The 24,662-nt window shown below is 49.8% G+C and carries 22 protein-coding genes; 9 read left to right on the top strand and 13 right to left on the bottom strand.

Features of this window, described 5'->3' with window-relative positions; translation table 11 throughout:
* Window positions 1–33: 33 nt before the first annotated feature.
* Window positions 34–1,503, bottom strand: a complete 1,470-nt coding sequence (locus AC2YIT_RS31075; RefSeq protein ID WP_487281775.1) for an ArnT family glycosyltransferase — start codon at window positions 1,501–1,503, stop codon at window positions 34–36.
* A gap of 161 nt (window positions 1,504–1,664) precedes the next feature.
* On the opposite strand from AC2YIT_RS31075, the gene AC2YIT_RS31070 reads away from it, so the two are divergent.
* Genes AC2YIT_RS31070 through AC2YIT_RS31060 form a run of 3 tightly spaced genes read left to right on the top strand, consistent with a single transcriptional unit; the run spans window position 1,665 to window position 7,355 of the window.
* Complete coding sequence (locus AC2YIT_RS31070; RefSeq protein WP_487281774.1) at window positions 1,665–3,596, top strand: RecQ family ATP-dependent DNA helicase; 1,932 nt, start codon at window positions 1,665–1,667, stop codon at window positions 3,594–3,596.
* Window positions 3,593–5,026 carry a DUF5723 family protein gene (locus tag AC2YIT_RS31065; RefSeq protein ID WP_430850546.1) on the top strand — a complete coding sequence of 478 codons (1,434 nt, stop codon included), beginning with the start codon at window positions 3,593–3,595 and terminating at the stop codon, window positions 5,024–5,026. Before AC2YIT_RS31070 ends, AC2YIT_RS31065 begins: the two co-directional genes overlap by 4 nt.
* Window position 5,027: 1 nt before the next feature.
* A complete protein-coding gene (locus AC2YIT_RS31060) occupies window positions 5,028–7,355 on the top strand; it encodes a CehA/McbA family metallohydrolase (RefSeq protein ID WP_487281773.1) in 2,328 nt (775 codons plus the stop codon).
* Window positions 7,356–7,360: 5 nt separating this feature from the next.
* Here the strand turns inward: AC2YIT_RS31060 and AC2YIT_RS31055 are convergent, their stop codons facing one another.
* From AC2YIT_RS31055 to AC2YIT_RS31020, 8 genes are all read right to left on the bottom strand, one after another.
* Window positions 7,361–7,684: a DUF6787 family protein gene (locus AC2YIT_RS31055; protein WP_430850542.1), complete on the bottom strand. Its 324-nt coding sequence runs from the start codon at window positions 7,682–7,684 to the stop codon at window positions 7,361–7,363.
* Window positions 7,685–7,690: 6 nt separating this feature from the next.
* Window positions 7,691–8,422: an RluA family pseudouridine synthase gene (locus AC2YIT_RS31050; RefSeq protein ID WP_430850540.1), complete on the bottom strand. Its 732-nt coding sequence runs from the start codon at window positions 8,420–8,422 to the stop codon at window positions 7,691–7,693.
* 27 nt (window positions 8,423–8,449) lie between these two features.
* Window positions 8,450–9,268, bottom strand: a complete 819-nt coding sequence (gene panB / locus AC2YIT_RS31045) for a 3-methyl-2-oxobutanoate hydroxymethyltransferase (protein WP_487281772.1) — start codon at window positions 9,266–9,268, stop codon at window positions 8,450–8,452.
* 250 nt (window positions 9,269–9,518) lie between these two features.
* Entirely contained in the window at window positions 9,519–10,859 is a 1,341-nt protein-coding gene (locus AC2YIT_RS31040) for a murein hydrolase activator EnvC family protein (protein WP_430850536.1), read from the bottom strand.
* A 65-nt stretch (window positions 10,860–10,924) separates the two neighbouring features.
* Entirely contained in the window at window positions 10,925–11,800 is an 876-nt protein-coding gene (gene lolB1 / locus AC2YIT_RS31035; RefSeq protein WP_487281771.1) for a lipoprotein insertase outer membrane protein LolB1, read from the bottom strand.
* Entirely contained in the window at window positions 11,790–13,523 is a 1,734-nt protein-coding gene (locus tag AC2YIT_RS31030; RefSeq protein ID WP_487281770.1) for a tetratricopeptide repeat protein, read from the bottom strand. Before AC2YIT_RS31030 ends, lolB1 begins: the two co-directional genes overlap by 11 nt.
* Window positions 13,524–13,703: 180 nt before the next feature.
* Window positions 13,704–16,139 (bottom strand): TonB-dependent receptor plug domain-containing protein, encoded by a 2,436-nt coding sequence (locus tag AC2YIT_RS31025; RefSeq protein WP_487281769.1) that lies wholly within the window; start codon window positions 16,137–16,139, stop codon window positions 13,704–13,706.
* A 59-nt stretch (window positions 16,140–16,198) separates the two neighbouring features.
* Window positions 16,199–17,533, bottom strand: a complete 1,335-nt coding sequence (locus AC2YIT_RS31020) for an APC family permease (RefSeq protein WP_487281768.1) — start codon at window positions 17,531–17,533, stop codon at window positions 16,199–16,201.
* Between the two features lie 104 nt (window positions 17,534–17,637).
* Between AC2YIT_RS31020 and AC2YIT_RS31015 the strand changes: the two genes are divergently transcribed.
* From AC2YIT_RS31015 to AC2YIT_RS31000, 4 genes are all read left to right on the top strand, one after another.
* Window positions 17,638–18,750, top strand: coding sequence for a sensor histidine kinase (locus AC2YIT_RS31015; RefSeq protein WP_487281767.1), 1,113 nt, complete (start codon window positions 17,638–17,640; stop codon window positions 18,748–18,750).
* Window positions 18,747–19,442, top strand: a complete 696-nt coding sequence (locus AC2YIT_RS31010) for a LytR/AlgR family response regulator transcription factor (RefSeq protein ID WP_487281766.1) — start codon at window positions 18,747–18,749, stop codon at window positions 19,440–19,442. Before AC2YIT_RS31015 ends, AC2YIT_RS31010 begins: the two co-directional genes overlap by 4 nt.
* A 122-nt stretch (window positions 19,443–19,564) precedes the next feature.
* Entirely contained in the window at window positions 19,565–20,305 is a 741-nt protein-coding gene (locus AC2YIT_RS31005) for a dioxygenase family protein (RefSeq protein ID WP_487281765.1), read from the top strand.
* Window positions 20,306–20,415: 110 nt separating this feature from the next.
* Entirely contained in the window at window positions 20,416–21,120 is a 705-nt protein-coding gene (locus AC2YIT_RS31000) for a pirin family protein (RefSeq protein WP_430850520.1), read from the top strand.
* Here the strand turns inward: AC2YIT_RS31000 and AC2YIT_RS30995 are convergent.
* Together AC2YIT_RS30995 and AC2YIT_RS30990 are read right to left on the bottom strand one after the other, a co-directional pair.
* Window positions 21,117–21,488, bottom strand: a complete 372-nt coding sequence (locus AC2YIT_RS30995) for a PIN domain-containing protein (RefSeq protein ID WP_430850518.1) — start codon at window positions 21,486–21,488, stop codon at window positions 21,117–21,119. The two genes, AC2YIT_RS31000 and AC2YIT_RS30995, sit on opposite strands and share 4 nt — an antisense overlap.
* Window positions 21,463–21,660, bottom strand: a complete 198-nt coding sequence (locus AC2YIT_RS30990) for a hypothetical protein (RefSeq protein ID WP_430850516.1) — start codon at window positions 21,658–21,660, stop codon at window positions 21,463–21,465. The genes AC2YIT_RS30995 and AC2YIT_RS30990 overlap by 26 nt, the downstream gene beginning before the upstream one ends.
* Before the next feature lie 222 nt (window positions 21,661–21,882).
* Between AC2YIT_RS30990 and AC2YIT_RS30985 the strand changes: the two genes are divergently transcribed.
* Window positions 21,883–22,113 carry a hypothetical protein gene (locus tag AC2YIT_RS30985; RefSeq protein ID WP_309988874.1) on the top strand — a complete coding sequence of 77 codons (231 nt, stop codon included), beginning with the start codon at window positions 21,883–21,885 and terminating at the stop codon, window positions 22,111–22,113.
* Window positions 22,113–22,526, top strand: coding sequence for a putative toxin-antitoxin system toxin component, PIN family (locus AC2YIT_RS30980; protein WP_430850514.1), 414 nt, complete (start codon window positions 22,113–22,115; stop codon window positions 22,524–22,526). Before AC2YIT_RS30985 ends, AC2YIT_RS30980 begins: the two co-directional genes overlap by 1 nt.
* Window positions 22,527–22,587: 61 nt before the next feature.
* Here the strand turns inward: AC2YIT_RS30980 and atpC are convergent, their stop codons facing one another.
* Both atpC and atpD read right to left on the bottom strand, forming a co-directional pair.
* Window positions 22,588–22,830, bottom strand: a complete 243-nt coding sequence (atpC, locus tag AC2YIT_RS30975; protein WP_223406105.1) for an ATP synthase F1 subunit epsilon — start codon at window positions 22,828–22,830, stop codon at window positions 22,588–22,590.
* A 90-nt stretch (window positions 22,831–22,920) separates the two neighbouring features.
* Window positions 22,921–24,435 carry a F0F1 ATP synthase subunit beta gene (gene atpD / locus AC2YIT_RS30970; RefSeq protein WP_487281764.1) on the bottom strand — a complete coding sequence of 505 codons (1,515 nt, stop codon included), beginning with the start codon at window positions 24,433–24,435 and terminating at the stop codon, window positions 22,921–22,923.
* Window positions 24,436–24,662 lie beyond the last annotated feature (227 nt).

Genomic DNA, 24,662 nt, shown 5'->3' with positions numbered 1-24,662 from the left:
ATAATATTTTCGCAGTATTGGCAAGCTGGCATATCAGGGGTTTTGAATAACCAGTAAGTAACCGCCGTGTAATGGCACGACGCTGTCCCGTTCCACATTAAATCGCGGCAGGCATGCTGAATCGGCAAGGACATATTTCAGGGAATCAATTCCGGTGGAAAGGGATAAATGATGATAGCGCTGAAAGTTGGCATGAATATCGGCCCGCTGGAATAAATCGTGACAAATTCCAATTGTGGACGCTGACGGTACCAGTGTACGTAGCCGTTTGGCATTGGCTGAATGAACATCCGGCGGGATGGTGACCAGTTTCTGAAATGTAGTCCCCCAGCATACCAACACGCCGACGCTTAATGCAATGGTTATTAATTGCTCTTTGTGTGCCATGATGAAGGCGATACGCTGTACCATGAGGAACGCAAAGAGCAGCGCCATGAAAGGCAGTGCGGGTAAAAGATAATGGGGGTATTGCTTGATGCTCACTAACATAGGGATAATCCCTGACGCGGCTACGAACGCGGTTAGGAGAACATTTTCGGAAATCGCTTTTTCCCTTGGAATCCTCCACTTAAAGCCGATGGATAATCCGTACAAAGCGGCACACGCGACCAAATGAGGTAATAGGTTTCGAAAGAGTTCCGATACCAGCGTAAAATGGGCGAGCCAGCCGGCACCTGCTTTTTCGCGTTTCTGTAACAATGCCTGTACCACCTGACCATTGAAATAGGTCGTCATGAACTCGCGCGCGGGTGTATACGCTAATACGCCTGCGGCGCCTAATGCGATCACCGCCAACATGATGACAGTCGGCCGGAATGCCTTTGAAAACCCGTAAGAAGGTATTGAAATGGCATAAATCGCCGAAAATGCGAGTGGATAAAGTCCTGCCGGACCTTTGGTTAAGAATGCCAGTACAATGCAAGTCCCGGCTAAGAATGGCCACAACGGATGTTGTTTTCGGGTAGATTCTTCTTTCAAATAAACCAGCTGAAAATAGCAGGAGGCGAGGCAGAACAGTCCCATAGTACTGTCCAGAAAGTTGTTTGGAATACTATAATAGACAACCACGATGGCATACCAGCACAAGACGGGTAACCAGCTAAACGCGCGGAATGGGCTGGCCGGACCGAGCAATTTTTGCCAAATTTTGACGATGAGGAAGATGTGGCCGCTTAGAATCAGCACATTATAGCCGTTTTCGACAGCGGGCGTGTCGCCGAAAATCCTGAAAAGAATGGACTGCAGCCCGAATTGCAGCGGCGGATGGCCTGAAAAATAAGGGCCGTTGTCATAGGGTAACCAAAATGAATGCGCGAAAAACGGCTGCCAGAACGAACCGATCCCTTCAGACATGTTGCGGGCAATGGCCGCGTAAGTGACGCCGTCCATAAACATCGTGTCGTCCACCGAACGCGGCAGAAATGTGATCGAAATGAAGCTCAGTGTAAAAAGCCAGGGGAGCCAGGAGGCATAGCTTTCTTTTCTGCCGGAAGATAAAATCATGATGCGGAGTGAAATTCTGTCGCTAAATAACGGGTTTTGTGCCCGGTGGAATACCTGTTTTGGCGTTTCTTTTTACCAAATGCGCGGTTTTCCGCTTTCGATAACGCACCTAATGCAATTACTTTGCAGAATCTGATCACCACACCGCAAAATGCATTCTGATGACTGATATTCGGTCTGTCCTGAAACAATATTGGGGTTACGACGCTTTCAGGCCGTTTCAGGAGGACGCCATCCAGGCGGTCCTGGATGGCATGGATGCGCTGGTATTGCTTCCTACCGGCGGCGGGAAGTCCATTTGTTTCCAGGTGCCGGTCATGGCTTCGGAAGGGGTTTGCATTGTGGTTACACCGCTCATTGCGCTGATGAAAGATCAGGTGGAACAACTCAAACGCAGGCAAATACCGGCCGCAGCAATCCACTCGGGGATGAGTAAGACGGAAATCGATATTACGCTCGATAATTGCGTTCACGGCAATACAAAGTTCCTGTACGTGTCGCCCGAGCGTCTGCGTACGGACATTATGATCGCACGCACGAAGCGTATGAAGGTGTGCCTGCTCGCGATCGACGAGGCCCATTGTATTTCTGCATGGGGCTACGACTTCCGCCCCTCCTACCTGCTCATTGCCGATTTCCGCAAGCTTTTACCCGGGGTGCCGGTGATGGCGCTGACCGCCACCGCCACCGAGGAAGTGCGGACGGACATTCTCGACAAGCTCGAAATGCGTAATGCGCGGGTGTTCAAACAGTCGTTCGCGCGCGCCAACCTTTCCTATTCGGCATTCGCGGAGGAAAGTAAAGAACGCAAATTATTGCAAATTTTACGGAATGTGCAGGGAACGGGGATCGTATACGTTCGTACGCGTAAGCGCACAAAAGAGCTCGCCGACTGGCTAATCAGGCAGGGAATTTCGGCTACAAGCTATCATGCAGGCCTGCCTTTCAAGGATCGCTCAGAGCGGCAGACGGCCTGGATCCAGAACCGCATCCGAATTGTGGTCGCGACGAACGCATTCGGGATGGGCATCGATAAGCCGGATGTCCGTGCCGTAATCCATTTCGATTTGCCGGATAACCTGGAAGCCTATTACCAGGAAGCCGGCCGTGCCGGAAGGGACGAGAAAAAGGCCTATGCGGTGGCGCTTTTCAATAAAATCGACCTGGAAGAACTCGTCGACAGCATCGGACGGAAATATCCACCGGTTGAAATGCTCCGGCGGGTATACCAGGCCCTGGCGAATTACTACAAGATTGCGATAGGTGCAGGCGAGTTGTCGGGCTTTGATTTTGATATTCAGGAATTCGCGGGAACATTCGGGTTGCCTGTGAATGACACCCATTATGCACTCAAACTGCTTGAAGAAGAGGGATTTGTGCAGCTGAGTGAAAGTTTTGGCGATTCTTCCAAAATCCATTTCCTCGTTGACAACCGGCAATTGTACGACTTTCAGATACGCTATCAGGAGATGGATTCGTTTATCAAACTGATCTTGCGGATGTATGGCGGCGAGCTTTTTACCGAGTATGTGCGCATTTCCGAAACGGAACTGGCGCAAATCCATTTTGCCAATGTACCCGAGATCCTGAGGAAGTTGAAATTCCTGGCAGAGCGAGAAATCATCGATTATGAGCCGAGGAAAGACAAGCCCCAGCTCACATTTCTGACACCGCGCTATGATTCTTCTTTACTGCCGCTGAATGTTTTTGAAATACAAAAGAAAAAGGACCGCGATCTGCAAAAGGCGCAAGCCGTGATCCGGTACGCGTCGCATACCAAACGGTGCCGCACTTTGCTTTTGCTGGAATATTTTCATGAATATGATGCGGAGGAATGCGGTGTGTGCGATATATGCATTCAAAACCGAAAGAATGAGACGATCCGCGACGCTGTGGGCGATGCCGATCTGGCGGAACAGATCACCGATTTATTGTACCGTGAGGGCCCAATGCTGCCCGCGGAACTCAGCCAGGCATTTGAAAATCTGCCCGGTGATGCGTTCCTGAAAGCATTACAAGAATTAATTCAGGAGGAAGCAATCCGTTACAACGAACAGGGAATGCTGACCCCAACTAACAAAACTCAACCTTGAAAACCTCATTACTAACCACAGCACTATTCATTCTGACAGCTGTGCAATGCGCTGTCGCTCAGCAGATTCCTGGCCTGCAATTCAGCAATTACGGTGGCTTGTACCGGTCGACTTATAATCCATCGGTGCTCGGCGGGCCGAGGCATAAGTTTCAGATCAATGTCCTCACGCTCGGCGGCAGTATCAAGTACCGCTATTTCCGTTTTATAGGAGAAAACTCATTCCTGTATCCCGTGCTCGCGCCGCATTCGACGAAAGAGCTTTACGGGCGTTCGCGTACGATGGGCTCGCTTACCTACAAGGACCCCATTTTCCTGGCCGGCGAGATCCGCTGGCCTTCGGTGTCTTTTGCATTGGGCAAATACCACGGCGTGGCGGTACAGCTGCGTACGCGCGGATTTGTGCTGGGGCGGAATATCCCTTCCGCAATCGACAACTTGTACATCAAGAGGCTCGACACGGGCAGTACCCCGCCGGTTTCCGATGAGGCATGGGGCGATTTCAGCCTTGTTCAGCAGAGCTTCTCCGATCTGAGCTTTTCGTACGGAGCGCAGTTGCTCGACATCGAAGGCCATAAATTCCGCGTCGGCGTGACTGTTAAACGCGTCTTTGGTGCACGTGTAGCCTATCTGAAGGGGAATGCAGATCGGTATAGCATTAATCCGGTCAGTAGCAGCAACCCGGATGTGAGCCAACTGGAAATAGACAATTTGACCTATGAAAGCGGATACAGCACGCCCAACCGCAAAATGAGTGTTGGAAACTTGTTTGATTCGGGTAAATATGGCTCCGGATGGGGCTACGACCTTGGTTTTTCGTATGAAATAGGGTCGGTTTGGAAGGATCGCAAGGAAGTTTACAACGACAGCCCCGATTACCTGATCCGCCTCGCGGGCTCACTGACGGACATTGGCTCGGTCAAATACAAAACGGCCGACTCGAAGGTCGTGAGAGGGTCTCATAGCGACGTGGTAATTGGTCAAACACAGCTGGAAACGATCAGTGACCGTGGTCCGGAAGGTTTTATGAGCCTTTTTCCAAGCGATACCAGCTCCGTGCTGGCCCAGAAGGCAAAACTGCCCCAGGCCCTTAATCTCGAAGCTGATTTGCAGGTTTTCCACGGTTTCTTCTTGAATCTTTCGCGCACAAGCCGCTTGAGTGGTGGTAGTAAGCAATCATTAGATATGTATGTGCCCAATACTTTTATCATTACGCCACGCTTTGAGGATGAAGACTCGGGCCTTTCTTTCCCGATCTCCTTCATTCAGGGAAATAACCGGCCTTCGATCGGCCTCGCAGGGCATTTCGGGCCGGTTTTCCTCGGTTTCAGTAATGTAAATGGGCTGATGAAAGGCGGCGGGGCGCGTGGGAGCATGATGTACGTTGGCTTCACCGCATGGAAGGCATCTCGTAAAAAAGACAAAGATTGATATGAAAACATCGTCTGCCCTATTCCTTTTAGCAGTTTTCTTCCCATTGATGCTGCTCGGGCAGCACGATCAACATGCCAACCATACCGCTGTTGACGCGGAGCCGCAGCCTTTGCTGGCGCAGGCAATGCGTTTGCAGGAAGCGCTTTCGTTTTCGGGTAATGCGTTGCAGGCGGCTGACGCCGCGAAGCTGAAAGCATTGGAACGCGGGCCATTATCAAAGGAAACGGTTGCTCAAATCCAGTCCATTCTGGACCCCTACTGTCTGAATGTGGTGCATATTAACCCGGAAGGGCGTGTGAAGGTAGATCGCGGCGCTGCGAAAGCAGTGTTGGTACAAGGCGGCTGGACGGCTTTTCTGGTTAAAATCCATAATGAGGCGGGTATCACGGCGAAATTGGAAGCCACCAGCCCGAATGCACAGAAGCCTTATCATTCTCCTTCCTTTGAGCACAGGGTCAAAAAAGAGCACGAATTGACCGAGGGCCAGGTTGCCAATCGTTTTTTGGATATCCAGATCTACGCAGGAAGGCCTTTACAGGCGAATTTGTCGGGTTTGAAGCTCGAATATGCCGTGGTTCAGATCTATTCCAAAGATGCGGGCAAGCGGGAGGCGGAAATCGCTTACAATGCTGGTCACGGCTCGCAGGATATCGGCTTCCGGAATTCCACTCATATTCTGTTTGATGCAAAACCTGCCGTAAAAGTTCGTTTTGATGTAAAGGACGACGACGGGACGCCTACTATGGCATCCTTCCTCATTACCGACGGGCAAGAGCATGCATCCGGCAAATTCAAAGGAATTTACCCGCTACCATCCCGTCGCGTGGCTGCATTCGACGAATATCCGGATTTCTTTTTCCAGCCCCAGATATACCGCAAAAGCGGCGAGCATGTGACATTGTCGCCGGGCAAATACAAGATCACGTACACACGCGGGCCCGAGTACATCCCGCAAACGAAGGAAATCATAGTCTCCGAGGGCAAGGACTCGATTACGGCCGCATTTCAACTGAAAAGATGGATCGAGCTTGCAAGACTCGGCTGGTTTAGCGCCGATCACCACATTCATGCGGCCGGTTGCAGCCATTATGATAGTCCAACGGAAGGTGTCGATCCGAAAGACATGTTCAGGCAGGTGCTGGGTGAGGATTTGAATATGGCGGCCAATCTGGCCTGGGGGCCTAGCTGGTATCATCAAAAAACGTTTTTTACCGCAAAAGATCACCCGCTGTCGGGTAAGAAAACGGTCATGCGGAACGACGTCGAGGTATCGGGTTTTCCGTCCTCGCACGCAGGGCATATTGTTTTGCTGAGGATCAAAGAAGACGATTACCCGGGCACTACCACGATTGAGCAGTGGCCTAGCTGGACGGCACCTGTGCTTTCATGGGCCAAATCGCAGGGCGGTGTGGTGGGTTATGCGCATTCGGGCTGGGGATTGGAGCCGATGGAAGCCACGAACAAGCTTCCGAACTACGTCACCCCGAAAATGGACGGAATCGGCGCGAATGAATACGTGGTGACGGTTACCGATGGCCTGATCGACTTTTTCAGCGCGGGCGATACTCCGGCGCCCTGGGAACTCAACATGTATTACCACACGCTCAATTGCGGCTTTAAAACGAGGTTAAGTGGGGAAACCGACTTCCCGTGCATCACGGACGCGCGCGTGGGCCAGGCGCGAAGCTATTTCAAACCGAAGAATGCCATGGATTACGACGGATACGTGGAGGCCCTGCGACTGGGCCGAAGTTACGTTTCCGATGGAAAATCACATATTATGGATTTCAAGGTGGAAGGCGTAGAGGCAGGTACCGGCGAAAGCGAAGTGGCGTTGAAATCGCCGGGTAATGTAAAAGTGTCGGCCAAAATTGCCGCCTATTTGCCGGAAAAACAGGATAGTGTGGGGGAGAAAATAGCAAAGTCGCCCATCACGGAAAAGCCTTACTGGGATATTGAACGGTCGAGGGTTGGGCAGTCCCGGACCGTCAGAGCGGAACTGATTTTCAATGGAGTGCCTGTCGATACTGTTGAGGTACAGGCAAATGGAAAATTGACCGATATTAGTTTTTCACCTAAAATCGCCAGGTCGGGATGGCTGGCAGTGCGCATTTACCCCAGCTCGCATTCGAATCCGGTTTTTCTGAAAATTAACAACCAGCCTATTGTCGAAAAACAGAGTGCCGAATGGTGCCTTGCGGCCTTGGAGCAATGCTGGAAAATGAAGGAGCCGAATATCCGCACTGAGGAGCGGAATGCAGCCGCAGAAGCGTACGAGAAAGCGAGGAAAGTATATCGCGGACTCATCGCCAGTGGAAGCAAATAAGGGCGTTATTCAGGCGTTGTTTCGGCCTTTTTGGAGCGGAACAGCCCACCTATGCGGCTGAACATCCGTTTTTCAAACTCCCAGAAAAACGTGAATTTGCCCCATATCCAGCCCCAGGCCAGTAATATGACCTGGTACAGCGGTAGAATGATAAGGATATTCACCGACCAGCGAAGCCAGGTTGGGGAGCTTTCGGTAAGTCCGATCAGCTCGAAAAGCCAGCGTTTGACGTAGAGGACCGAAAAACCGGTACAGGCAAAAACGACCAGAATAATGAGTACATCCCACCCATTCCGGACATTCCAGCGCTGTTTCAGTTTTTCGATCATCGGCTATTATTCATGAAAGAAATCCAGGTGTTCGGGCTTGATCACCTCTTTGTCCAAAGTTAAGAACTCTTCCCAAAAGGCGTCGTTCGGAACGCCTGCCCGGCAGATAACCGGCTCTTTTTTAACAGGATGCTCGAAATAGAGCCTCCGTGCATGCAAATTGATGCTGCCGTCCGGATTACCTTTGGGATAACCATATTTGACGTCCCCGCGGATAGGACAATTCATCGATGCCAGCTGCACGCGGATCTGGTGCGGCCTGCCGGTGACCGGCATTACTTCCAGTAAATGGAATTTATTGATCTCGCCGATCCATCGGTACGAAAGCTCCGCGCGCTGGGAGCCGGGTACTTCATGGTCGTGGGCGGTCGTTACATTGCGGGCCTCGTTTTTCGTAAGCCAATGCACGAGCTTGCCTTTTTTCTCGGCAGGTTTGTTTTTAACAACTGCCCAGTAGGTCTTCTGAACGTCGCGTTTGCGGAAAATCTCGTTCATGCGTTCGAGCGCCTTAGACGTGCGTGCGAACACCACGAGCCCGCTCACGGGGCGGTCAAGGCGGTGTACGGTGCCGAGAAACACGGCACCCGGTTTGTTATACTCCTCCTTAATATAGTCTTTGACCATATCGAGCAGGCACGTATCGCCGGTAACATCGGCCTGAACCAGGATGCCCGGCTCTTTATTGACGATGATCAGGTGATTATCCTCGTAAACAACCCGAAAAGGTTTTTTAGCCATATTATTAGTTTAATACTTTTTAAAAGGTCAGTATGATTCCGATTCGTTCGGGAACGACTTTCCTTTTACATCCGAAATATAATTGGTGATGGCGTTGGTCATAACGCCATTCAAATCGGCATAATGCCGTAAAAAACGCGGCTTAAACTCCTTGTTAATACCCAGCAAATCGTGGATAACGAGCACCTGGCCATCGGCATGTGGCCCAGCTCCGATCCCGATCGTAGGAATTTGAATGCTTTCCGAAACCTGTTTGGTCAGTTTGGCGGGAATTTTTTCAAGTACTACCGAGAAACACCCCACCTCTTCGAGCATTTTGGCATCCTCGATCAGTTTTTGCGCCTCGGCTTCCTGTTTCGCGCGGACGGTGTAGGTCCCGAATTTGTAAATAGACTGCGGTGTAAGCCCCAAATGCCCCATCACAGGTACACCTGCGCTCAATATGCGTGTAACCGAATCCTTGATTTCCAGGCCGCCTTCGAGTTTCACCGCGTGCGCGCCTGATTCTTTCATAATGCGGATTGCCGAGTTCAATGCCTCACGGGAATTGCCCTGATAGGAACCAAACGGCAGATCCACGACCACCAATGCACGTTTTACGGCCCGCACTACGGAAGATGCATGGTAAATCATCTGATCGATCGTGATCGGCAGGGTCGTTTCGTGACCGGCCATGACATTGGAAGCGGAATCGCCCACCAGGATCAGCTCGACGCCGGCAGCATCCACGATTCCCGCCATGGAGTAGTCATAGGCAGTAAGACAGGTTATTTTTTCGCCACGGTTCTTCATTTCCTGAATCACGTGGGTCGTAATGCGCTTGATATCAGCAGTATGTATAGACATGGTGGTTAGCGGTAATGGTAATCGAAAATCGTTAAGTCAAGTGTGGTCATTGTAGTCAGGTATTGTCAAGTGTTGTCATTTATAGTCAGGTATTGTCATGTGTAATTGGGAGGAGAATTTGCAGGTATGGTAAATTACACCCCTAACAATAAATGACCATTCCTGACTACAAATAACCTGTTCTACTATTCCTGACTACCTCTGACAATTCCTGACTTGCCTCCAAAGCGTTACTTCCGTGCAGAACGCCTCACCGGTGTATCAGCCAGTTTTCGGGGTTTAGTCGCGAGGTATTTTTCCAGATCTGGAATTGCAATTCCGAGGTGCCGTCGCTGTCCGTGGCTACGCGGCCGATGTTTTCACGTGCTTTTACCTTCTGGCCGGCACGTACAGCGACGCCGCTCATTTTGGCGTAAATCGTCATATAGTTGCCGTGCTGGATCGCTACCACGCTTCCCATTCCAGGCAACTCGGTAACATCGAGCACCGTTCCGTCGTAAACCGACCTCACCGGCTCCCCGGCGGTGGTCTGGATGTCAATACCCAGGTTATCCACCATCACACCCTTCAAAACGGCGTGCGGACGCTGGCCGAAATGACTGGACACAAAGCCTTTTACCGGCCAGGGCAGGCGGTTCTGCGAAGCCGTGAAAGACGAGGCCAACGTGGTTTCTTCTTCGCTCATACCGCTCGAAACGACCGGCTCCTCCTCCACTTCTTTCGGCGCTTCTACCGCTGCCTCCCCTTTTTTCTCCCGTTCGGCATTCTCCCGTGCAATCCTCTCACGCTCTGCCTTCCTGCGTGCTTCACGCTCCTCGCGCTCGCGACGTTCCCTTTCGAGTCGTTCTTTGCGTTCCCGCTCGGCAATACGGCGGATACTGGCTTCCAAAAGGTCGGTAGCGCGTTTATTTTCAGCAATTTGTTTCCTCAATTCTACTTCTTTCAGCGACAGTTCCTGGATTACCTCGTTCTGTTTCACTTTCAGGCCTTCCAGCTTGGTATTTTCGGTAACACGTGTGTCCAGCACGTTTTTCTGCTGATTCTTCTTGGAAGTAATGCGTTGACGTTCAGCCATTACTTGTTTTTGCAAAGCATCAATCTCTTTGGCCCGGCCCTGACGTGCCTCAGTATATTGTTTCAAGTATTTGTACCGGAGTACAAACTGATTGAAAGTGCCTGCCGAGAACAGAAAAACAAGCTGATTGAAATAGGCGTTCCGTTTCGACGCTTCATAAATCATATGGCCGTATTCTTGCTTCAATACCGCAAGGCTGCTATCCAGCGACTGGCGCCGTTTTTCGAGTACTCTTAGTTCCCTGTCGAGGATTTCGAGGTCATCGGTAAGGAGGTCTATCTGCTTTTTGTAGGTATTAATTTGCTGGTTCAGGGCTTTCAACTGGCCCAGGTTCACTTTCTTTTGGGAAGAAGTCTGCTTCAAAATGCTTTGAATTTCCCTGATTTTGCCCTGGTTTTCAGCCTTTTCCCGCTCCAATTGCTCACGGGTCTTCTGCGCAAATGCACCTGCGCATGCACAAAGCATGAATGTAAGCACTAACCAAAAACGACGGCTACCAGGGGTACGAAAGGGCATAATATTGATTCTTGCGGCCAAAAATACATCTCACGGCGGGCAAAGTTAAGCAGACTTTCTGTATTTTACCTTTTACGCTTGTAGCTCGAAGGAACATTAAACGGAAAACCGGGACTTTGGTTTACCAATTCCACCTTGCTGTGTTTGAGGCGCATGGTTGTTTCGAGTTTCTGCTGCTCTTTGGAAAGCACGTTCAGGTTGATATGACTTACGAACGGAAAGAGAAAGCCGCCCACCGCTCTGAAATCCTCGTAATCCAGAGTAAAAGTGTTTTGCGTAGGTACTTCCGTTGCTTTCAGGCGCGAAAGCTTCTGATTTTTTTCGGCAATGTAGTTGTCCACTTCCAGCCTGTCGACGGCCTGTTTAAGGACATAAAAGTCATTTTCCTTCACAAAACGGCCGTCTTCCTGCATTTCAAAGGGCATATTGCCGATGATGACCGACTGCAGAAGATCAAAATTCAGGTCGAAATTATATTGTTTGCTAAGCTGGTCGTAATTGAAAACGAAGTAGTCGCGGTGAATTTTGTCCATAAACACGATGGAATCCCGGGTAATAATGCCCCGCGCGACTTCCAGGCCTACACCCGTCACCGACAGCCAGATGATGCTGTCCTTTTTCATGCGGATATTGACATTGGTATTATCGAAATCCTGCTTTGCACTCTTGAAAGAAAATTTGGATTTGGCCGTTAGGTAATCGAAATCAACTTCGGCGACTTTCACAACGGGCATCGGTTCGCCTGCATCGGGCACTACCGCTACTGTATCCGTTGCTGCGGTATCTGCTGCTATGGTATCTTTGGGCTCCGGCCCCCTGGTAATCAGAGTTGTATCGCTATCCGACCTTTGGGAAACACTTTTGGAAGAACGTGGTTTGTGACAAGCCGTGAACCACATCAGAGATATGGCTACCAGCCCGACCATAATTTTACTGCTCATGTAATGCACCTGTCGCTATTTTTTTGTCAAGAAGTTCGGTGGTCTCCCCCATTCTTTTGGCTTTTTTCCATTGAGCCACCGCATTGTCCCGCTCTCCTAGTTTGAACAGGACGTCCCCATAATGCTCAACAATTGTGCCACTCACACCATTGCTGTCGAGCATTGCCTTTTCGAGGTACTCCTTGGCTTTTTTGTAGTCTTTACGAATGTATAATACCCAGGCGTAGGTGTCCAGGTAGGTTGGGTTGTTCTGATGCTGCTGCACCAGTTTTTCCGACATTTTGAGTGCCAGATCAAGCTTTTCCTTTCTCAGGGAAAGAAAATAGCTGTAATTGTTCAGGACATGATCGTTGTCCGGGTCGGCCTTCAATGCGAGTTCGTAGGCGGCATCGGATTTGTCGTGGTCGCCTATTCCATTGAATGCATCGCCAAGTTGAGCGTGGATCAAAGGCAGCAGTTGGGTATTCTCGCCGATCATTTTCAGGCTTTCTTCGAGTGATGAAGTGGCTTCCTTATAGTTTTTCTTCATTAAATTCGCCGTGCCATTGAAATACCAGAACATGCCCTGATTGGGGAATAACTCCAATGCCTTTTCCGAATGTACCAGCATGCTGTCGGGCTGATTGAGCTGGCCGTCGAGCTGCATAATGGCGATCCATACCTGGAATACATTGGGATCGGCCGTCGCGGCTCTCAGGTATAGCTGCCGGGCTTCTGGATATTTGCCCTGGCGTGTCAGCAAATCCGCGTAGATTACGGTTGCCTTGGATTCGTTCGGGTGAGTTTCTGAGAGCTGGCGCGCCAGTGAAACGGCCTCATTCACTTCATTTTCTGTTTTCAGCATCGTCAGGTAACCCGAAAGCACGCGGATTTTAGGGTCGGCATCGAGGTTCGGGTTGGCAAAAACCTGTTTCAGCTCCTGGTTGCATTTCTGCACATCGCCGTTCCTGCGGTAGATATCCGCCAGCAAGACGTGCGCCTGCGCCTCGTCCGGGTTAATTTTCAACGCTTCTTCCAGTGGAGCCACCGCTTCTACAATGCGGTCGTTGGCGATTAGCATTTCGGCCAGTTCCACACGGTAGCTTACCTCGCCAGGCTCCGCAGCAATCAGTTTACGACCTTCGGCCAGTGCTTTGTCAAGATTATTCTGGCGGAGATAAAGCTGTTGCTTCTGGTGTGTGATCTCTTCGGTCACACCCATCGATTTTTCCAGCTTGTTATAAGTATCGATTGCTTTATCGAACTGGTCGGCAAAAACATATACGGCTGCCAATTCTATTCCATACTCGATATTTTCGGGGTTTTTGGCTACCAGCGTTTCGTAAATCTGGGCGGCTTCGGAGTATTTGCGGCGTTTCGCGTAAAGCTCTGCAAGCTGTTGGGAATAGAAAATGTTTTCTTTATCGAGATCATGAGCCTTTTTAGAGGCATTGATTGCTTCGTCGTATTTTTCGAGTTTGATCAGCGCCGTAGCCACCATATAATGGGCCGCAGGATCCTGCGGGCTCAGGAGCGCAAGTTTTTCAAACACGGGTAATGCACGGTCGGGCTCGTCCTTCATCATGAATTTCATCCCCTCGGCGGCCATGGATTCCCCTTCCAGCTTTGTGAGGACGCCATCCTCTTTAACTTCCTGTTTGTCACGATCCTTACGACGCTGGGCGTGGGCCGGCGTCATCAGCCAGGAGGCTGATACGAGGCAAATAAGAAGGGTTATTTTCAAATATTCGGTCCTCATATATGAATCGTGCGCCATCAGATCGTGGTCATGACCGGCTATTTCAGTGTAAATAACAAAGTTACCAAATTTTGTCAGTATGCTCTGCCCAAATGTCTTTGCAAATAAGTATACTAACGTCGAAAAGCATATAATCTTATCCGCGGATAGCCTCATTGCATGGCATTATCGCACCGGATAGGCCGATTTTCCAAAACCGGGCAGCCCCGTCGGCGTTAGCACTTCTACATGGATGTCCGCAGCACCGACGGCATCGGAATGGTAGTAGCTTACCCGGGCCTTGCCATCGCTACCGGTTTTGAGCATAGGTGCCCAGAAAACGGTCGACCGGAAATCGGGATTTGGAGCCGGAGTGCTGATTGGGCTGTATTGTGGCGAATAGAACTCGCGCGGGGTGTGGAAACCGGCTATTTTGGTTACCAGCACACCCGGTACAATGTCTTGTGAATAGTCGTAATTCTCATTTCCACGCTTGGTAAGCACCGAAATAACCCCGTTGCCTCCCCTGCTGCCGTAAATTGCAGCGGACGCTCCTTTCAGCACGTCGATCGACTCCACGTCGTACACGCTCAGCGATGTGATCAGCTGCTTGTCCACCGGCATACCGTCCAGTACGAAAAGCGGCTCTCCTCTGTTGCCTCGTATGGATACCACGGCATTCATCCCCGACCCCATTACCGACACGCCTGCAACCCGGCCCTGAAGCATATCGAGTATGCTGGTATAGCCCGCAGACATCTGAGGGGTCACTTTCAAGGTAGCATCAGCAGAACTGTAAAGCTTTCGCGAGTCGCGGGGCACTTCTTTTTTTGCTTTAATGGTGACCTCCCGCAGAAGCCGCTCGCGGTTTTCCCGGATTTTGGTGGAAATCTCCTGGTCTCTGGCCGCATTTCTGAGAAAATCGGCTAGCCGTTGTGCATCGACGGTTACGGGTTTGAAAGGAATTTTCACCACCGAAGCGCGCGGCGGATCGAATGGATTCAGGGTAAAAGACAGGTTCTGGTTTCCCTTTTTATTCATTCCCTGCAGACGAAGTTGGAGGGAATCGCTGAAAGCCAGGTTGTAGACGATGAAATGGCCATTTTGGTCGGTTTCCGCCGTCATGAAATTGCTGAGGCTGTCGTTGCTGAGAAAGAGCGACAAAACGGTCTTTTCAGTCAGTTTTTTATTATTCCGTTTGGTATCGCCTTCGAGCGTGATGCCCTGTTCGACATATCTTTTCGTTGGCGGAATGGAGTCGCTCAGTACGTCATCCCATTTGAAACGCGTCCAGCCTTGCGTCATCATCAGGTAGTCGAGATGGATTTTGCGTTGCGGTTTTGTGGGGTCCAAATAATAGGCAGGCTGTTCTATAAAGCCTTTTAAATCAGAAGATAATAACAAATAGGAAGCGATGTTTTGATCGAGGGGCTGCTGTAATATTTGGCCGGCATCCGTTACGGCCAGCGAAAGATTTGCTTCCACAGGTTTGCCTGCGGAGTCGGTAACGGTTACCTCTACATCGACTTTTTCTCGCGGCTTGTACTCGGCCTTGGATGGCTTGATGTGGACACGCAAGCTCCTCGAATGGTCCACGAACACCAGCCGTTCGCAAACTGGCTTACCCGTGTCGTCGAAAAGCGTAACGTGTGTAATGCCGTCGGGCAATTCGGTGGTTGGCAGCTGCATCATTAAGCCGCGGTTACCGATTTTTCCTTTTGCCACAAATGCTACAATGCCCCGCGCGTGCCCCACGACATGAACCGGTACTTCCGTTTTTCCGGGAATTTTAGCGTAGGCTATTGCCCTCATTTTGAATGGATTCGAAAGGTTGTCGATCAGCATTGTGAAACCTGACTCATGCACTTTCGGAAATGCAACTGGTGTCGATCTGCCGTCGCTTTCCTTTACAAATGCACGGTAAGACTCCCCTGTTTTAGGCGCAAACTGAAACCGGCCCATTCCCAAATGCTCGCTTTTGAATGAAGCAACGGTATCGCCGCTTTGGCTTAGCACGAAGCCCGCGACATCCTGGGCCAGCCCCGCTTCATTCACAGCTTTGAACGCGACGCGGGTGTTGATATCCGCGACCAGCTGCCCGCCCTCCGGAAAAAATTGCAGGTCTATGTTACTGCCAGCGGTGTTTGGTGTAGTATTTTCTTCGTAATCAAATACATACACATTTTTTTGGAAGAAAAAGTCTGCGGAGGAGTTGCGCATCCAGTTGGTGTATGCGCGGATCGTGTAAGCGCCGGGCGTCAGCGAATCGGAGAGAACGAACTCGCCGTGGCCAACGCCTCCGGTCATTTGTACACGTTTCAAAGCTGCATTCCTGCCCGAGCGCTGCTCGATCAAGTCTACGTAGAGGAGGTTACTGGCGCTGTCTGCGAGGTGCAGCGACCCTTCGGCAAGATAAGCTTTGAACCAGATCGTATCGCCTGTTACGTAATAGGGCTTGTCGAGGTGGAGGTAGGCTTTCTCCACGGGCCGTGCGCCGCGGTATTTATTTAATTTGTTGGAAATGAATTGAGTGAAGTCTTCTTCCGACCATTGGAATGCGGTAATAAGTAATGTAATGGCGGCAAGTAGTGCACTGTTGATGAAGGTTTTTTTCCACGGCATGTCGTTGATCAAGATTTGTTATATATGCAATTTACCTAAAATAAACTTGCAAAATAATTCTACTGATTCAGCTTACTAACCAGCAAATAAACGGGATAGCTTATCACAAGGAACAGCAGTGCATACTGGCTGCTCGGAAGGTCCTGAACAATGGCGCCGACCAGGAAGGCTATGGACAGAACAAGCATTAATATGGGCAGAAAAGGGTAGGCGGGGACCTTCCATGGCCTGGGCAAATCGGGTTCCTTTTTTCGTAATGCGAGAAGCGACGCAAATCCAGAAGTATAACCCAGTACAAAAAAGAATGTCGCGATGTCGGACAGCTTCTCTGTTGCATCTTTCCCGATGAGAATCAATGTGATAGCTACTGCGGAAGTAATAAGCATCGCGACTGCTGGCGTACCGCCCTGGTTGACGGTAACACCCGATCGGAGAAACAGCCCGTCGCGGCTCATGGAGTAGAGCACGCGGGGATTGAACAATAGCTGTGCATTGACGATGCCGAGAATAGAAATCATCAGGAACAAGGTCACAATTTTGCCGGAACCTTCGCCGAAAATCAACGTAATAGCATCTGCTGCAGCCAGTTTCGATTGTGCGAGCCGGTCCATCGGCAGCACATGGAGGATCGCCAGGTTACAAAGCAGGTAAATGGCAATGATCACCAAAACGCCCCCGATCATCGATTTGGGCAGGTTTTTGGAAGGGTCACGGTCTTCTTCGGAAAAATAGGCCGCAGTATGCCAGCCGTCGTAAGTATAAAATATGGCTTGCAAAGAGAAAACCACGGGCGCTATCCAGGAGCCTGTTTCGATGATTTTGCTAGTCGTTACCCGAGCTTCTGCAACCGTAACCTCGCTGCCATACAAATAGCAAACCGCAACGAATGCGAAAAGCCCGATACCTTTCAGCAAACTCATAATGTTCTGAAAACTGCTCGCCAATGCCAGCCCGATCCAGTGTATAAGCGTGAGTGCGAGCAGGATAGCTGCTGCCACGTAGGATTCATAGCCTGCGAGCGACGGGATCAGCAGCGCCAGGTATTCACTCATGGTGTACACTCCAAAACCCAGCGCGGAACAAGTGCCGAGCCAGCTATTGATCCCGACCACGAAACCCGCATAGTTTCCGAACGCACGCTGTGCATACACGTACCAGGCGCCTGCCCGCGGGACCGACGTGCCGAGCTCGATGGTACACAGCGTTCCGAGAAATGCGTACAGGCTTACTCCAACCCATAGTGCCATGATCAGCACCGGATCGCCCAACTGTGCGGCGATCGGACCGGGCTTCCGGAGAATGCCGGTGCCGATGGTGCCGCCGACGGTCACAGCGACGCCGAATCCGACGCCCAGGATCTTGAAAAGTTCGTTTCGGGTAGAAGGTTGCTGCATTGGGAGTGAAAATGTGCTTTTCGAAAATAGGAAACTTTTTCTGAATGTAACTCCTATCTTAGGCACCAAATACAAGCGTAGCCGCTAATCTCCGTCACGCCGCCATGTTTAAGGCTAAAAACCTTTGGATCATTCATTTGCTGGGCTGGGTACTGTTCATGAGCCTGCCGCTGACGATCGTCTTGCGCCAGCCGGGCACCGATTGGGCCTCCCTGGTTTTGCGCTCATGGTGGTTCTGGCTGTTTTTCCTGATTTACGCGGCATTGTTTTATGGCAATTTGCTGTTGCTCATCCCGAAACTGTACCTGAAACAGCATTACGTAGCCTATACGGGTATTTTTGTATTGTTGTTGGCGCTTATTTATTTTTCTCAACCATTCGAGAAGCTGATATTCAGGAAGTTTCAGCAGGAGCAGCAGGACAGGGAGGCGTGGACGGAACCACCTCGCGAAGCTTTCCGGGAAGGTCGGATGCCCGGCCCGCCACCGCATTTGGGGCCTCGCCCGCGTCCGGTGCGTGAGCGGGCGGTGGATTTTGTGAGCCTCACGCTCTTCATCGTTGTCTGGGCGGTTGGAATGGCGATCCGCATTTCCCGGGAATGGAGGCAATCGGAGCGGCGGGCGATACTTTCCGAAGCCGAGAAGGCACATGCCGAGCTGTCATTTTTTAAAGCGCAGATCAACCCGCATTTTCTTTTCAATACCCTCAACAATATTTATGCCCTGGCCGTCAGCAGCAGCGCGCATACGGCACCGAGCATTCTCAAATTATCGCAAATGATGCGGTACATTACCGAGGAGGCGACTGAAAATTACGTTCCGCTGGAAGATGAGCTTGCCTGCCTCCAAAATTATGTAGAACTGCAAAAACTCCGGCTCAATGCGAAAACCCGGCTGGATTTTGAGGTAAAAGGCCAGGAGGAGGGTATCAAAATCGCGCCGCTGATTCTGATGACGTTTGTGGAAAATGCATTCAAATACGGCGTAAGCAACCACCGCGACTCGCTTATTCGTATTGCGGTAGAGGTAACAGGGAGAAATATCTTGTTCTTTTGCCAAAACCGGATTGTCGATCGGAGCAAAGATGAACAGCGCACTGGCGTGGGAATTTTGAATACCCGAAAGCGGCTGGATTTGCTTTATAGCGGATCCTACGATCTCGATATACGTAATGAGGGGGAGGTTTTTACAGTGAATCTAAAACTCACAGGACGATGAAATGCGTGATCATTGACGACGAGCCGCTGGCGCTGAGCATTTTGGAAAAATACATAACCGCATTTCCGGTGCTGGAATTAATTGGCAAGTTCGACGATGCGATCGAGGGAGGGCGGTTTCTGAAAGCGACTATTGTGGATTTGCTTTTTATTGATATTAATATGCCCGATTTGTCCGGATTGGAGCTGGTTGCCGGGCTGGAAAGCAGACCCATGATCATCTTTACGACTGCTCATAAAAAATTCGCTTACGAAGGATTTGAGCTTGAAGCGGTGGACTACCTATTGAAACCGATTACAATCGAACGTTTCGAAAAGGCTGTGCAGAAGGCCACCGAGCGTTTTGAGCTGAAAAAGCCGCGGGAAATGGAGGAGTCTATCGTGGTCCGTTCTGAATACAAGGCGATCAAGATAGCATTGAATGATATTGCGTATATCGAGGGAATGGAGGATTATATTAAAATCCATTTGCTGAGCTCTCGGCATCCGGTCATGACGCTCATGTCTTTGAAAGGGATTCTGGAAAATTTGCCCGAAAGTGGGTTCAGCAGGATCCACCGCAGTTACATTGTGCCTAATTCGCAAGTGAAATCCATTCAGAACAAGAAAGTTAAGCTTTTGTCCGGGGCTGAGCTGCCGGTAAGCGACAGCTATACCGATTTTATCGGAAAGTGGAAGAACCAGCAGGCCTGATTTCAGAGAACCTGCCGACTCACCGGTAAAATAGGGTCATTGACCGACACATTCCACCCGTTCCGCAACAAAGGAGGAAACGAATACGATAATGTATTTAAACTCACAGAACTGCTGCAATTATGGAACGCAAAGAATTTTTGAAAAGAGGGTTTTCGGCATTGGGACTGGCGGCGATCATACCGGTGATCAGCTGCTCCAATGATTCGGTAGATCCCGTCGAAACCTCAACGGATACAACCGGAACTACGTCTGGCTCCACATCAGGCTCAACTTCCGGAACCTGCGCCGCGACCGCCTCCGAAACGGAAGGGCCATTCCCGACGAAATCACCGGCCAGCCTGGTATCAAACGACATTACTTCCGACCGCCCGGGTGCGAAACTGACCGTCAAAATCACGATTCAGAACAAGAATAATAGTTGCGAAGGGCTGGAAGGGGCATTAGTGGATATCTGGCATTGTGATGCCGCAGGGAATTATTCGGAGTACGGCGGCACAGGTATGCAGTCGACGAACTACACGAGTGTGCATTTCCTCCGCGGTCGCCAGACGACCGATGCGAATGGACTTGTGACATTCACCAGCATTTATCCGGGCTGGTACTCCGGCCGTGCGGTGCACATTCACGTACACGTATATAATGCGAGCGGGAAATCGTTGCTGGTTACGCAAATCGCATTTCCGGAAGATATCAGCAAGGTCGTATTTGCGCAGGGCGTGTATGCGAGCCACGGCCAGGCCGATACGACGAATGCGAAAGATAACGTCTTCGGCGACGGTGTAAGCACCGAGATGTCGACCGTTACCGGCAGCGTTTCGGCAGGTTATGAACTGACGCACGCGATTGTGGTAAGTGCTTAGTTTGACTTCGGCTGTCGGCTTTCGGCAGTCGGACTTTTTCCTTTAATGCAGGATTTTAGACGGTCGATCATTAGAATAGTAATCAAGCCGATAGCCGAAGTAATACAACTATGTTCCCAACAACCCCAGCTCAAATATACCTGGAAAGCCTTCGCGGGCGGTTTCAGGCGGGAGGTTACCGGAGTTTCAGGACCTTCCGTTTTGAAGAGTACTACGCTCCCGATCGAGGGCCGTTCGGAACGCTGGAAGTCCTGAATGACGAGATGTTGATGCCTGAATGCGGCCATACGTTGCGTGTGGAGCGGTTTTGTCAGGTCATTTTGTTGCCGGTGGCGGGGGCCATTGAGGTCGGGGAAAAGGGTAGGGAGCCCAGATTTGTCAATTCCGGCGAGGCGTTGTTCCTGCTCGCGTCGCCGGACAACCATTATACCATTACCAATCCGTATCCCGAAGAGCCCATCAATTATTTGCAGATCCGGGTCGCGGATGACGAGTTTTTAAGCACCCCGATGTCGTTATCAGGCATCACCAGTCAGTTTGATCTAAGTGAAAAGAATGTCCTTCTCCCGGTCCGGGGCTACAACGGAAGCTCCGCCCATCTGTTTATCGGCCAATACGACGGCCGGGCAGAAGGCATTTTTACCAGTTCGAACGTCGATCATAACACATTCATTTTCGTGATTGAAGGGGCGTTTGAAGTGCAGAACCGGCTGCTTGAAAGGCGGGATGGATTGGGCTTGTGGAATGCGGAAGCGGTAGAGTTCGAGGCGTTGTCGAATGGGGCGATTTTGTTGGTGATTGATATTGGAGATTAGGGCTGATAAAGTATGAAAATCAGCTCTTTAACTCTTTCAAAGTGATCGTCTGTCGACAAAAGTGGAATACCCAGGAAAATGGATGTAGCAGCAATTATGGCGTCGAGGAGTTTGAGATTGTATTGACGCTGGATGTAAATGGCAATTTCCTTGATTCCATCAATCAGGCCGATGACTATGCATTCATTCAAAAACTTTTCAACCCAAGGCCCTTCCTCGACGGGTATTGCTTGATAACCCAATAATTCCAATTCGCCAACAATGGAAATGTAAGCTTCTGTGTCTTGCAAAAGTACAGCCAGATATCGGTCGCCTCTAAAGAGGTTGATCGCAATATCTGTGTCAATCAGGATCTTGGTTCCACTCATTTTCTCGATCGGTTTTCTGGATGTCGTCATTAAATTTGATTGCGCCTACAAATTTTTGAGCATTAAGTTTTTTCCCGTTTGCGCTGAATGCGGCAGGCGGAAAAAACTTCGAACGTGCAGTAGGGGAAAACACCTCACTTAGCATTTGACCTTTTTTCAAAATCAGTTTCATGGTTAGCAGTGATTGGGTTGATAAATTAAAAATAGGCTGAAAAAGACATAAGGAAATCGATAAATGTGTGAACAGCCGTGCTCGATGATCAGGAGGTGGATAGGTCCTATGTAGGTCCTAAGCAACAGCAAATTTTGCTATTGTTAGACTTGGACTCGTCTTTCAACGCAATCAAAATTGAGGTTTCCATGTTATATTCGTGTAAGGTAAATACACATAACTATGGAAATAACGATCGATATCCCTGAGAATGAAGCTCCATTCGTGTTGGAGCTATTGAAAAACTTGAAATTTTTGACAATCAGAAAGGCTGAGCCGCAAAATTCATTTGCAGACTTTCGTAGTGAATGGGCGAAGCTTTCTAGCCGTTTACCACAAACTGATCCAGATATCACGGAAGATGAAATTCTTGCCGAGATAAAAGCAGTTCGGGCGGCTAGAAATGCGAAGTAGTGCATATAGTCATTGACACCACAGACTATATCAGTGCTCTCATCGGAAAAACGCACCGGGCTAAGTTGGAGCGCATTTTCTTGAATGAGAATATTCAGATTTTGGCTGATATCACCCTTTTAGAAGAGATCTCCGAAGTCGCTTATCGTGAGAAGTTCCGGAAATACATTACAATTGAGGATGCCGATGAGTTTATCAGTTCGTTAAAACGGCGCCTAAAACCTGTTGTCGTAACATCCGTTATCGATGCCAGCCCGGATCCTGACGACAATTTCATTCTCGCATTAGCCAGAGACGGCATGGCAGAATATATTGTAACCGGTGATAAGCGGGGCTTGTTGGAACTAGGATCTTTCGAAGAAATTCCAATCGTTCGTCTGCAAGCCTTTTTAGACATTTTGACCTTACCATAAAACACAAAAACCGCGGATGCCGTTTTCACAGCATCCGCGGTTTGCATTAAATATATATTCCTTAAAGAACTGCCTCGGCGAGAACCAATACTTTGTTATTCAGCACTTCCACAACACCACCGTCGATGACGAAGTTTTGCTTTGCAGCGCCGGTATCGACTACCACATCACCTTTGCCCAGCGTGCTGACCAGCGGCGCGTGACGGTTCAGAACCTGAAACTGTCCTTCGGTACCCGGTAATGTTACGGCATTCGCCTCGCCGGCAAATACCTTTTTATCTGGGGTAATGATTTCTAAATGCATAATAGTCTATGAGTTTAAAGTTCATGAGTTTATGAGTTTAAAGTCTATGAGTTTTATACTCATGAACTTTAAACTCATGAACTTTATAACTTATCTGCCTGCTTCCGCCAGCATTTTTTCTCCTTTCGCCTGAGCGTCTTCGATGGTTCCAACGAGGTTGAAAGCCATCTCAGGAAGGTGGTCATAAGCACCGTCCATGATCAGGTTGAAGCCTTTGATAGTATCATTAATATCTACCAATACACCTTTCAAACCTGTGAACTGCTCAGCAACGAAGAATGGCTGCGAAAGGAAGCGCTCTACGCGACGTGCACGTGATACAACCAGTTTATCCTCTTCGGAAAGTTCTTCCATACCGAGGATCGCGATGATATCCTGCAATTCTTTGTAACGCTGAAGAATGTTTTTCACACGTTGTGCGCAGTCGTAGTGCGCTGCACCGAGTGTTTCAGCATTCAAAATACGTGAAGCGGAGTCAAGCGGATCCACAGCAGGGTAGATACCTTTCTCAGATACTTTACGGCTCAATACGGTAGTAGCATCCAAGTGAGCAAATGTGGTTGCCGGAGCCGGGTCAGTCAAGTCATCCGCAGGTACGTAAACCGCCTGTACGGAAGTGATTGAACCACGTTTGGTAGAGGTGATACGCTCCTGCATCTGGCCCATTTCAGTAGCAAGCGTAGGCTGGTAACCTACCGCAGATGGCATACGTCCCAAAAGAGCGGATACCTCTGAACCAGCTTGTGTAAAACGGAAAATGTTATCGATAAAGAAAAGGATATCGCGGCCTTGACCTTCGCCATCTCCGTCACGGAAATACTCAGCCATGGTCAAACCTGATAAAGCCACACGGGCACGTGCGCCAGGAGGTTCGTTCATCTGGCCGAACACGAATGTTGCCTGCGAATCTTTCAGTGTATTGTAATCAACTTTGGAGATATCCCAGCCGCCTTCTTCCATGCTGTGCTTGAAATCCTCGCCGTATTTGATGATACCCGCTTCGATCATCTCACGCATCAGGTCATTACCTTCACGTGTACGCTCACCCACACCGGCGAATACCGAAAGACCGGAATATGCTTTCGCGATGTTGTTGATCAACTCCTGGATCAATACGGTTTTACCTACACCCGCACCACCGAACAAACCGATCTTACCACCTTTTACGTAAGGAGCAAGAAGGTCGATTACCTTGATACCTGTGAAAAGTACCTCGGTAGCGGTTGCCAGCTCTTCGAATTTCGGAGCTGCGCGGTGAATGGAGATACCTTTTGAAGAATCCAACGGAGTAAGACCGTCGATCGCTTCACCGATTACGTTGAACAGACGTCCTTTGATACCTTCGCCGATAGGCATCTTGATAGGTGCCCCGAGCGGAGTAACCTCCATGCCGCGTTGCATACCTTCAGTACTGTCCATCGCGATAGTACGGATACGGTCTTCGCCCAGGTGCTGCTGGCACTCAAGAACTACTTTCTGACCGTTTGGTTTGATGACTTCCAACGCATCAAGGATCGCAGGGATACGTCCGCTGTCCTCAAATGATACGTCTACAACCGGGCCAATTACCTGCGTAATTTTTCCTACGTTTGCTGCGTTTGCCATTATATAATTTTGATTATCTCGGATGAGGTTTTTTTCAGACCGCAAAAGTAGGAGATAATTTGGTCAGTACCAATAGCAGACGGGCCGAAAATTTGGATATTTTTTAGAAAATCACCCGTTTTTCCCGAAAACTGTGTTTAATATTTCCGGAAAGTAGGTTTGAGAGGGGTGGAGCGGGAACTTTTTAAGCGCCTGCCCGACCGCTCCGGAGTTTGAGATAGTTGTTA

This window comes from Dyadobacter sp. SRI_021 (genome assembly GCF_057586235.1).
The sequence above is the reverse complement of the archived record's forward strand: the minus strand, read 5'-3'. Positions and strand labels throughout refer to the sequence as shown.

Excerpts from the sequence above, each read along its gene's own strand:
- AC2YIT_RS31040 (WP_430850536.1), bottom strand. The coding sequence starts at position 10,859 with ATGCCCTTTCGTACCCCTGGTAGCCGTCGTTTTTGGTTAGTGCTTACA.
- AC2YIT_RS31070 (WP_487281774.1), top strand. The coding sequence starts at position 1,665 with ATGACTGATATTCGGTCTGTCCTGAAACAATATTGGGGTTACGACGCT.
- AC2YIT_RS31060 (WP_487281773.1), top strand. The coding sequence starts at position 5,028 with ATGAAAACATCGTCTGCCCTATTCCTTTTAGCAGTTTTCTTCCCATTG.
- panB (WP_487281772.1), bottom strand. The coding sequence starts at position 9,268 with ATGTCTATACATACTGCTGATATCAAGCGCATTACGACCCACGTGATT.
- AC2YIT_RS31010 (WP_487281766.1), top strand. The coding sequence starts at position 18,747 with ATGAAATGCGTGATCATTGACGACGAGCCGCTGGCGCTGAGCATTTTG.
- AC2YIT_RS31005 (WP_487281765.1), top strand. The coding sequence starts at position 19,565 with ATGGAACGCAAAGAATTTTTGAAAAGAGGGTTTTCGGCATTGGGACTG.
- AC2YIT_RS31075 (WP_487281775.1), bottom strand. The coding sequence starts at position 1,503 with ATGATTTTATCTTCCGGCAGAAAAGAAAGCTATGCCTCCTGGCTCCCC.
- AC2YIT_RS31000 (WP_430850520.1), top strand. The coding sequence starts at position 20,416 with ATGTTCCCAACAACCCCAGCTCAAATATACCTGGAAAGCCTTCGCGGG.
- AC2YIT_RS31055 (WP_430850542.1), bottom strand. The coding sequence starts at position 7,684 with ATGATCGAAAAACTGAAACAGCGCTGGAATGTCCGGAATGGGTGGGAT.
- lolB1 (WP_487281771.1), bottom strand. The coding sequence starts at position 11,800 with ATGAGCAGTAAAATTATGGTCGGGCTGGTAGCCATATCTCTGATGTGG.
- AC2YIT_RS30995 (WP_430850518.1), bottom strand. The coding sequence starts at position 21,488 with ATGAGTGGAACCAAGATCCTGATTGACACAGATATTGCGATCAACCTC.
- AC2YIT_RS30985 (WP_309988874.1), top strand. The coding sequence starts at position 21,883 with ATGGAAATAACGATCGATATCCCTGAGAATGAAGCTCCATTCGTGTTG.
- atpC (WP_223406105.1), bottom strand. The coding sequence starts at position 22,830 with ATGCATTTAGAAATCATTACCCCAGATAAAAAGGTATTTGCCGGCGAG.
- AC2YIT_RS30990 (WP_430850516.1), bottom strand. The coding sequence starts at position 21,660 with ATGAAACTGATTTTGAAAAAAGGTCAAATGCTAAGTGAGGTGTTTTCC.
- AC2YIT_RS31015 (WP_487281767.1), top strand. The coding sequence starts at position 17,638 with ATGTTTAAGGCTAAAAACCTTTGGATCATTCATTTGCTGGGCTGGGTA.
- AC2YIT_RS31020 (WP_487281768.1), bottom strand. The coding sequence starts at position 17,533 with ATGCAGCAACCTTCTACCCGAAACGAACTTTTCAAGATCCTGGGCGTC.
- atpD (WP_487281764.1), bottom strand. The coding sequence starts at position 24,435 with ATGGCAAACGCAGCAAACGTAGGAAAAATTACGCAGGTAATTGGCCCG.
- AC2YIT_RS31050 (WP_430850540.1), bottom strand. The coding sequence starts at position 8,422 with ATGGCTAAAAAACCTTTTCGGGTTGTTTACGAGGATAATCACCTGATC.
- AC2YIT_RS31025 (WP_487281769.1), bottom strand. The coding sequence starts at position 16,139 with ATGCCGTGGAAAAAAACCTTCATCAACAGTGCACTACTTGCCGCCATT.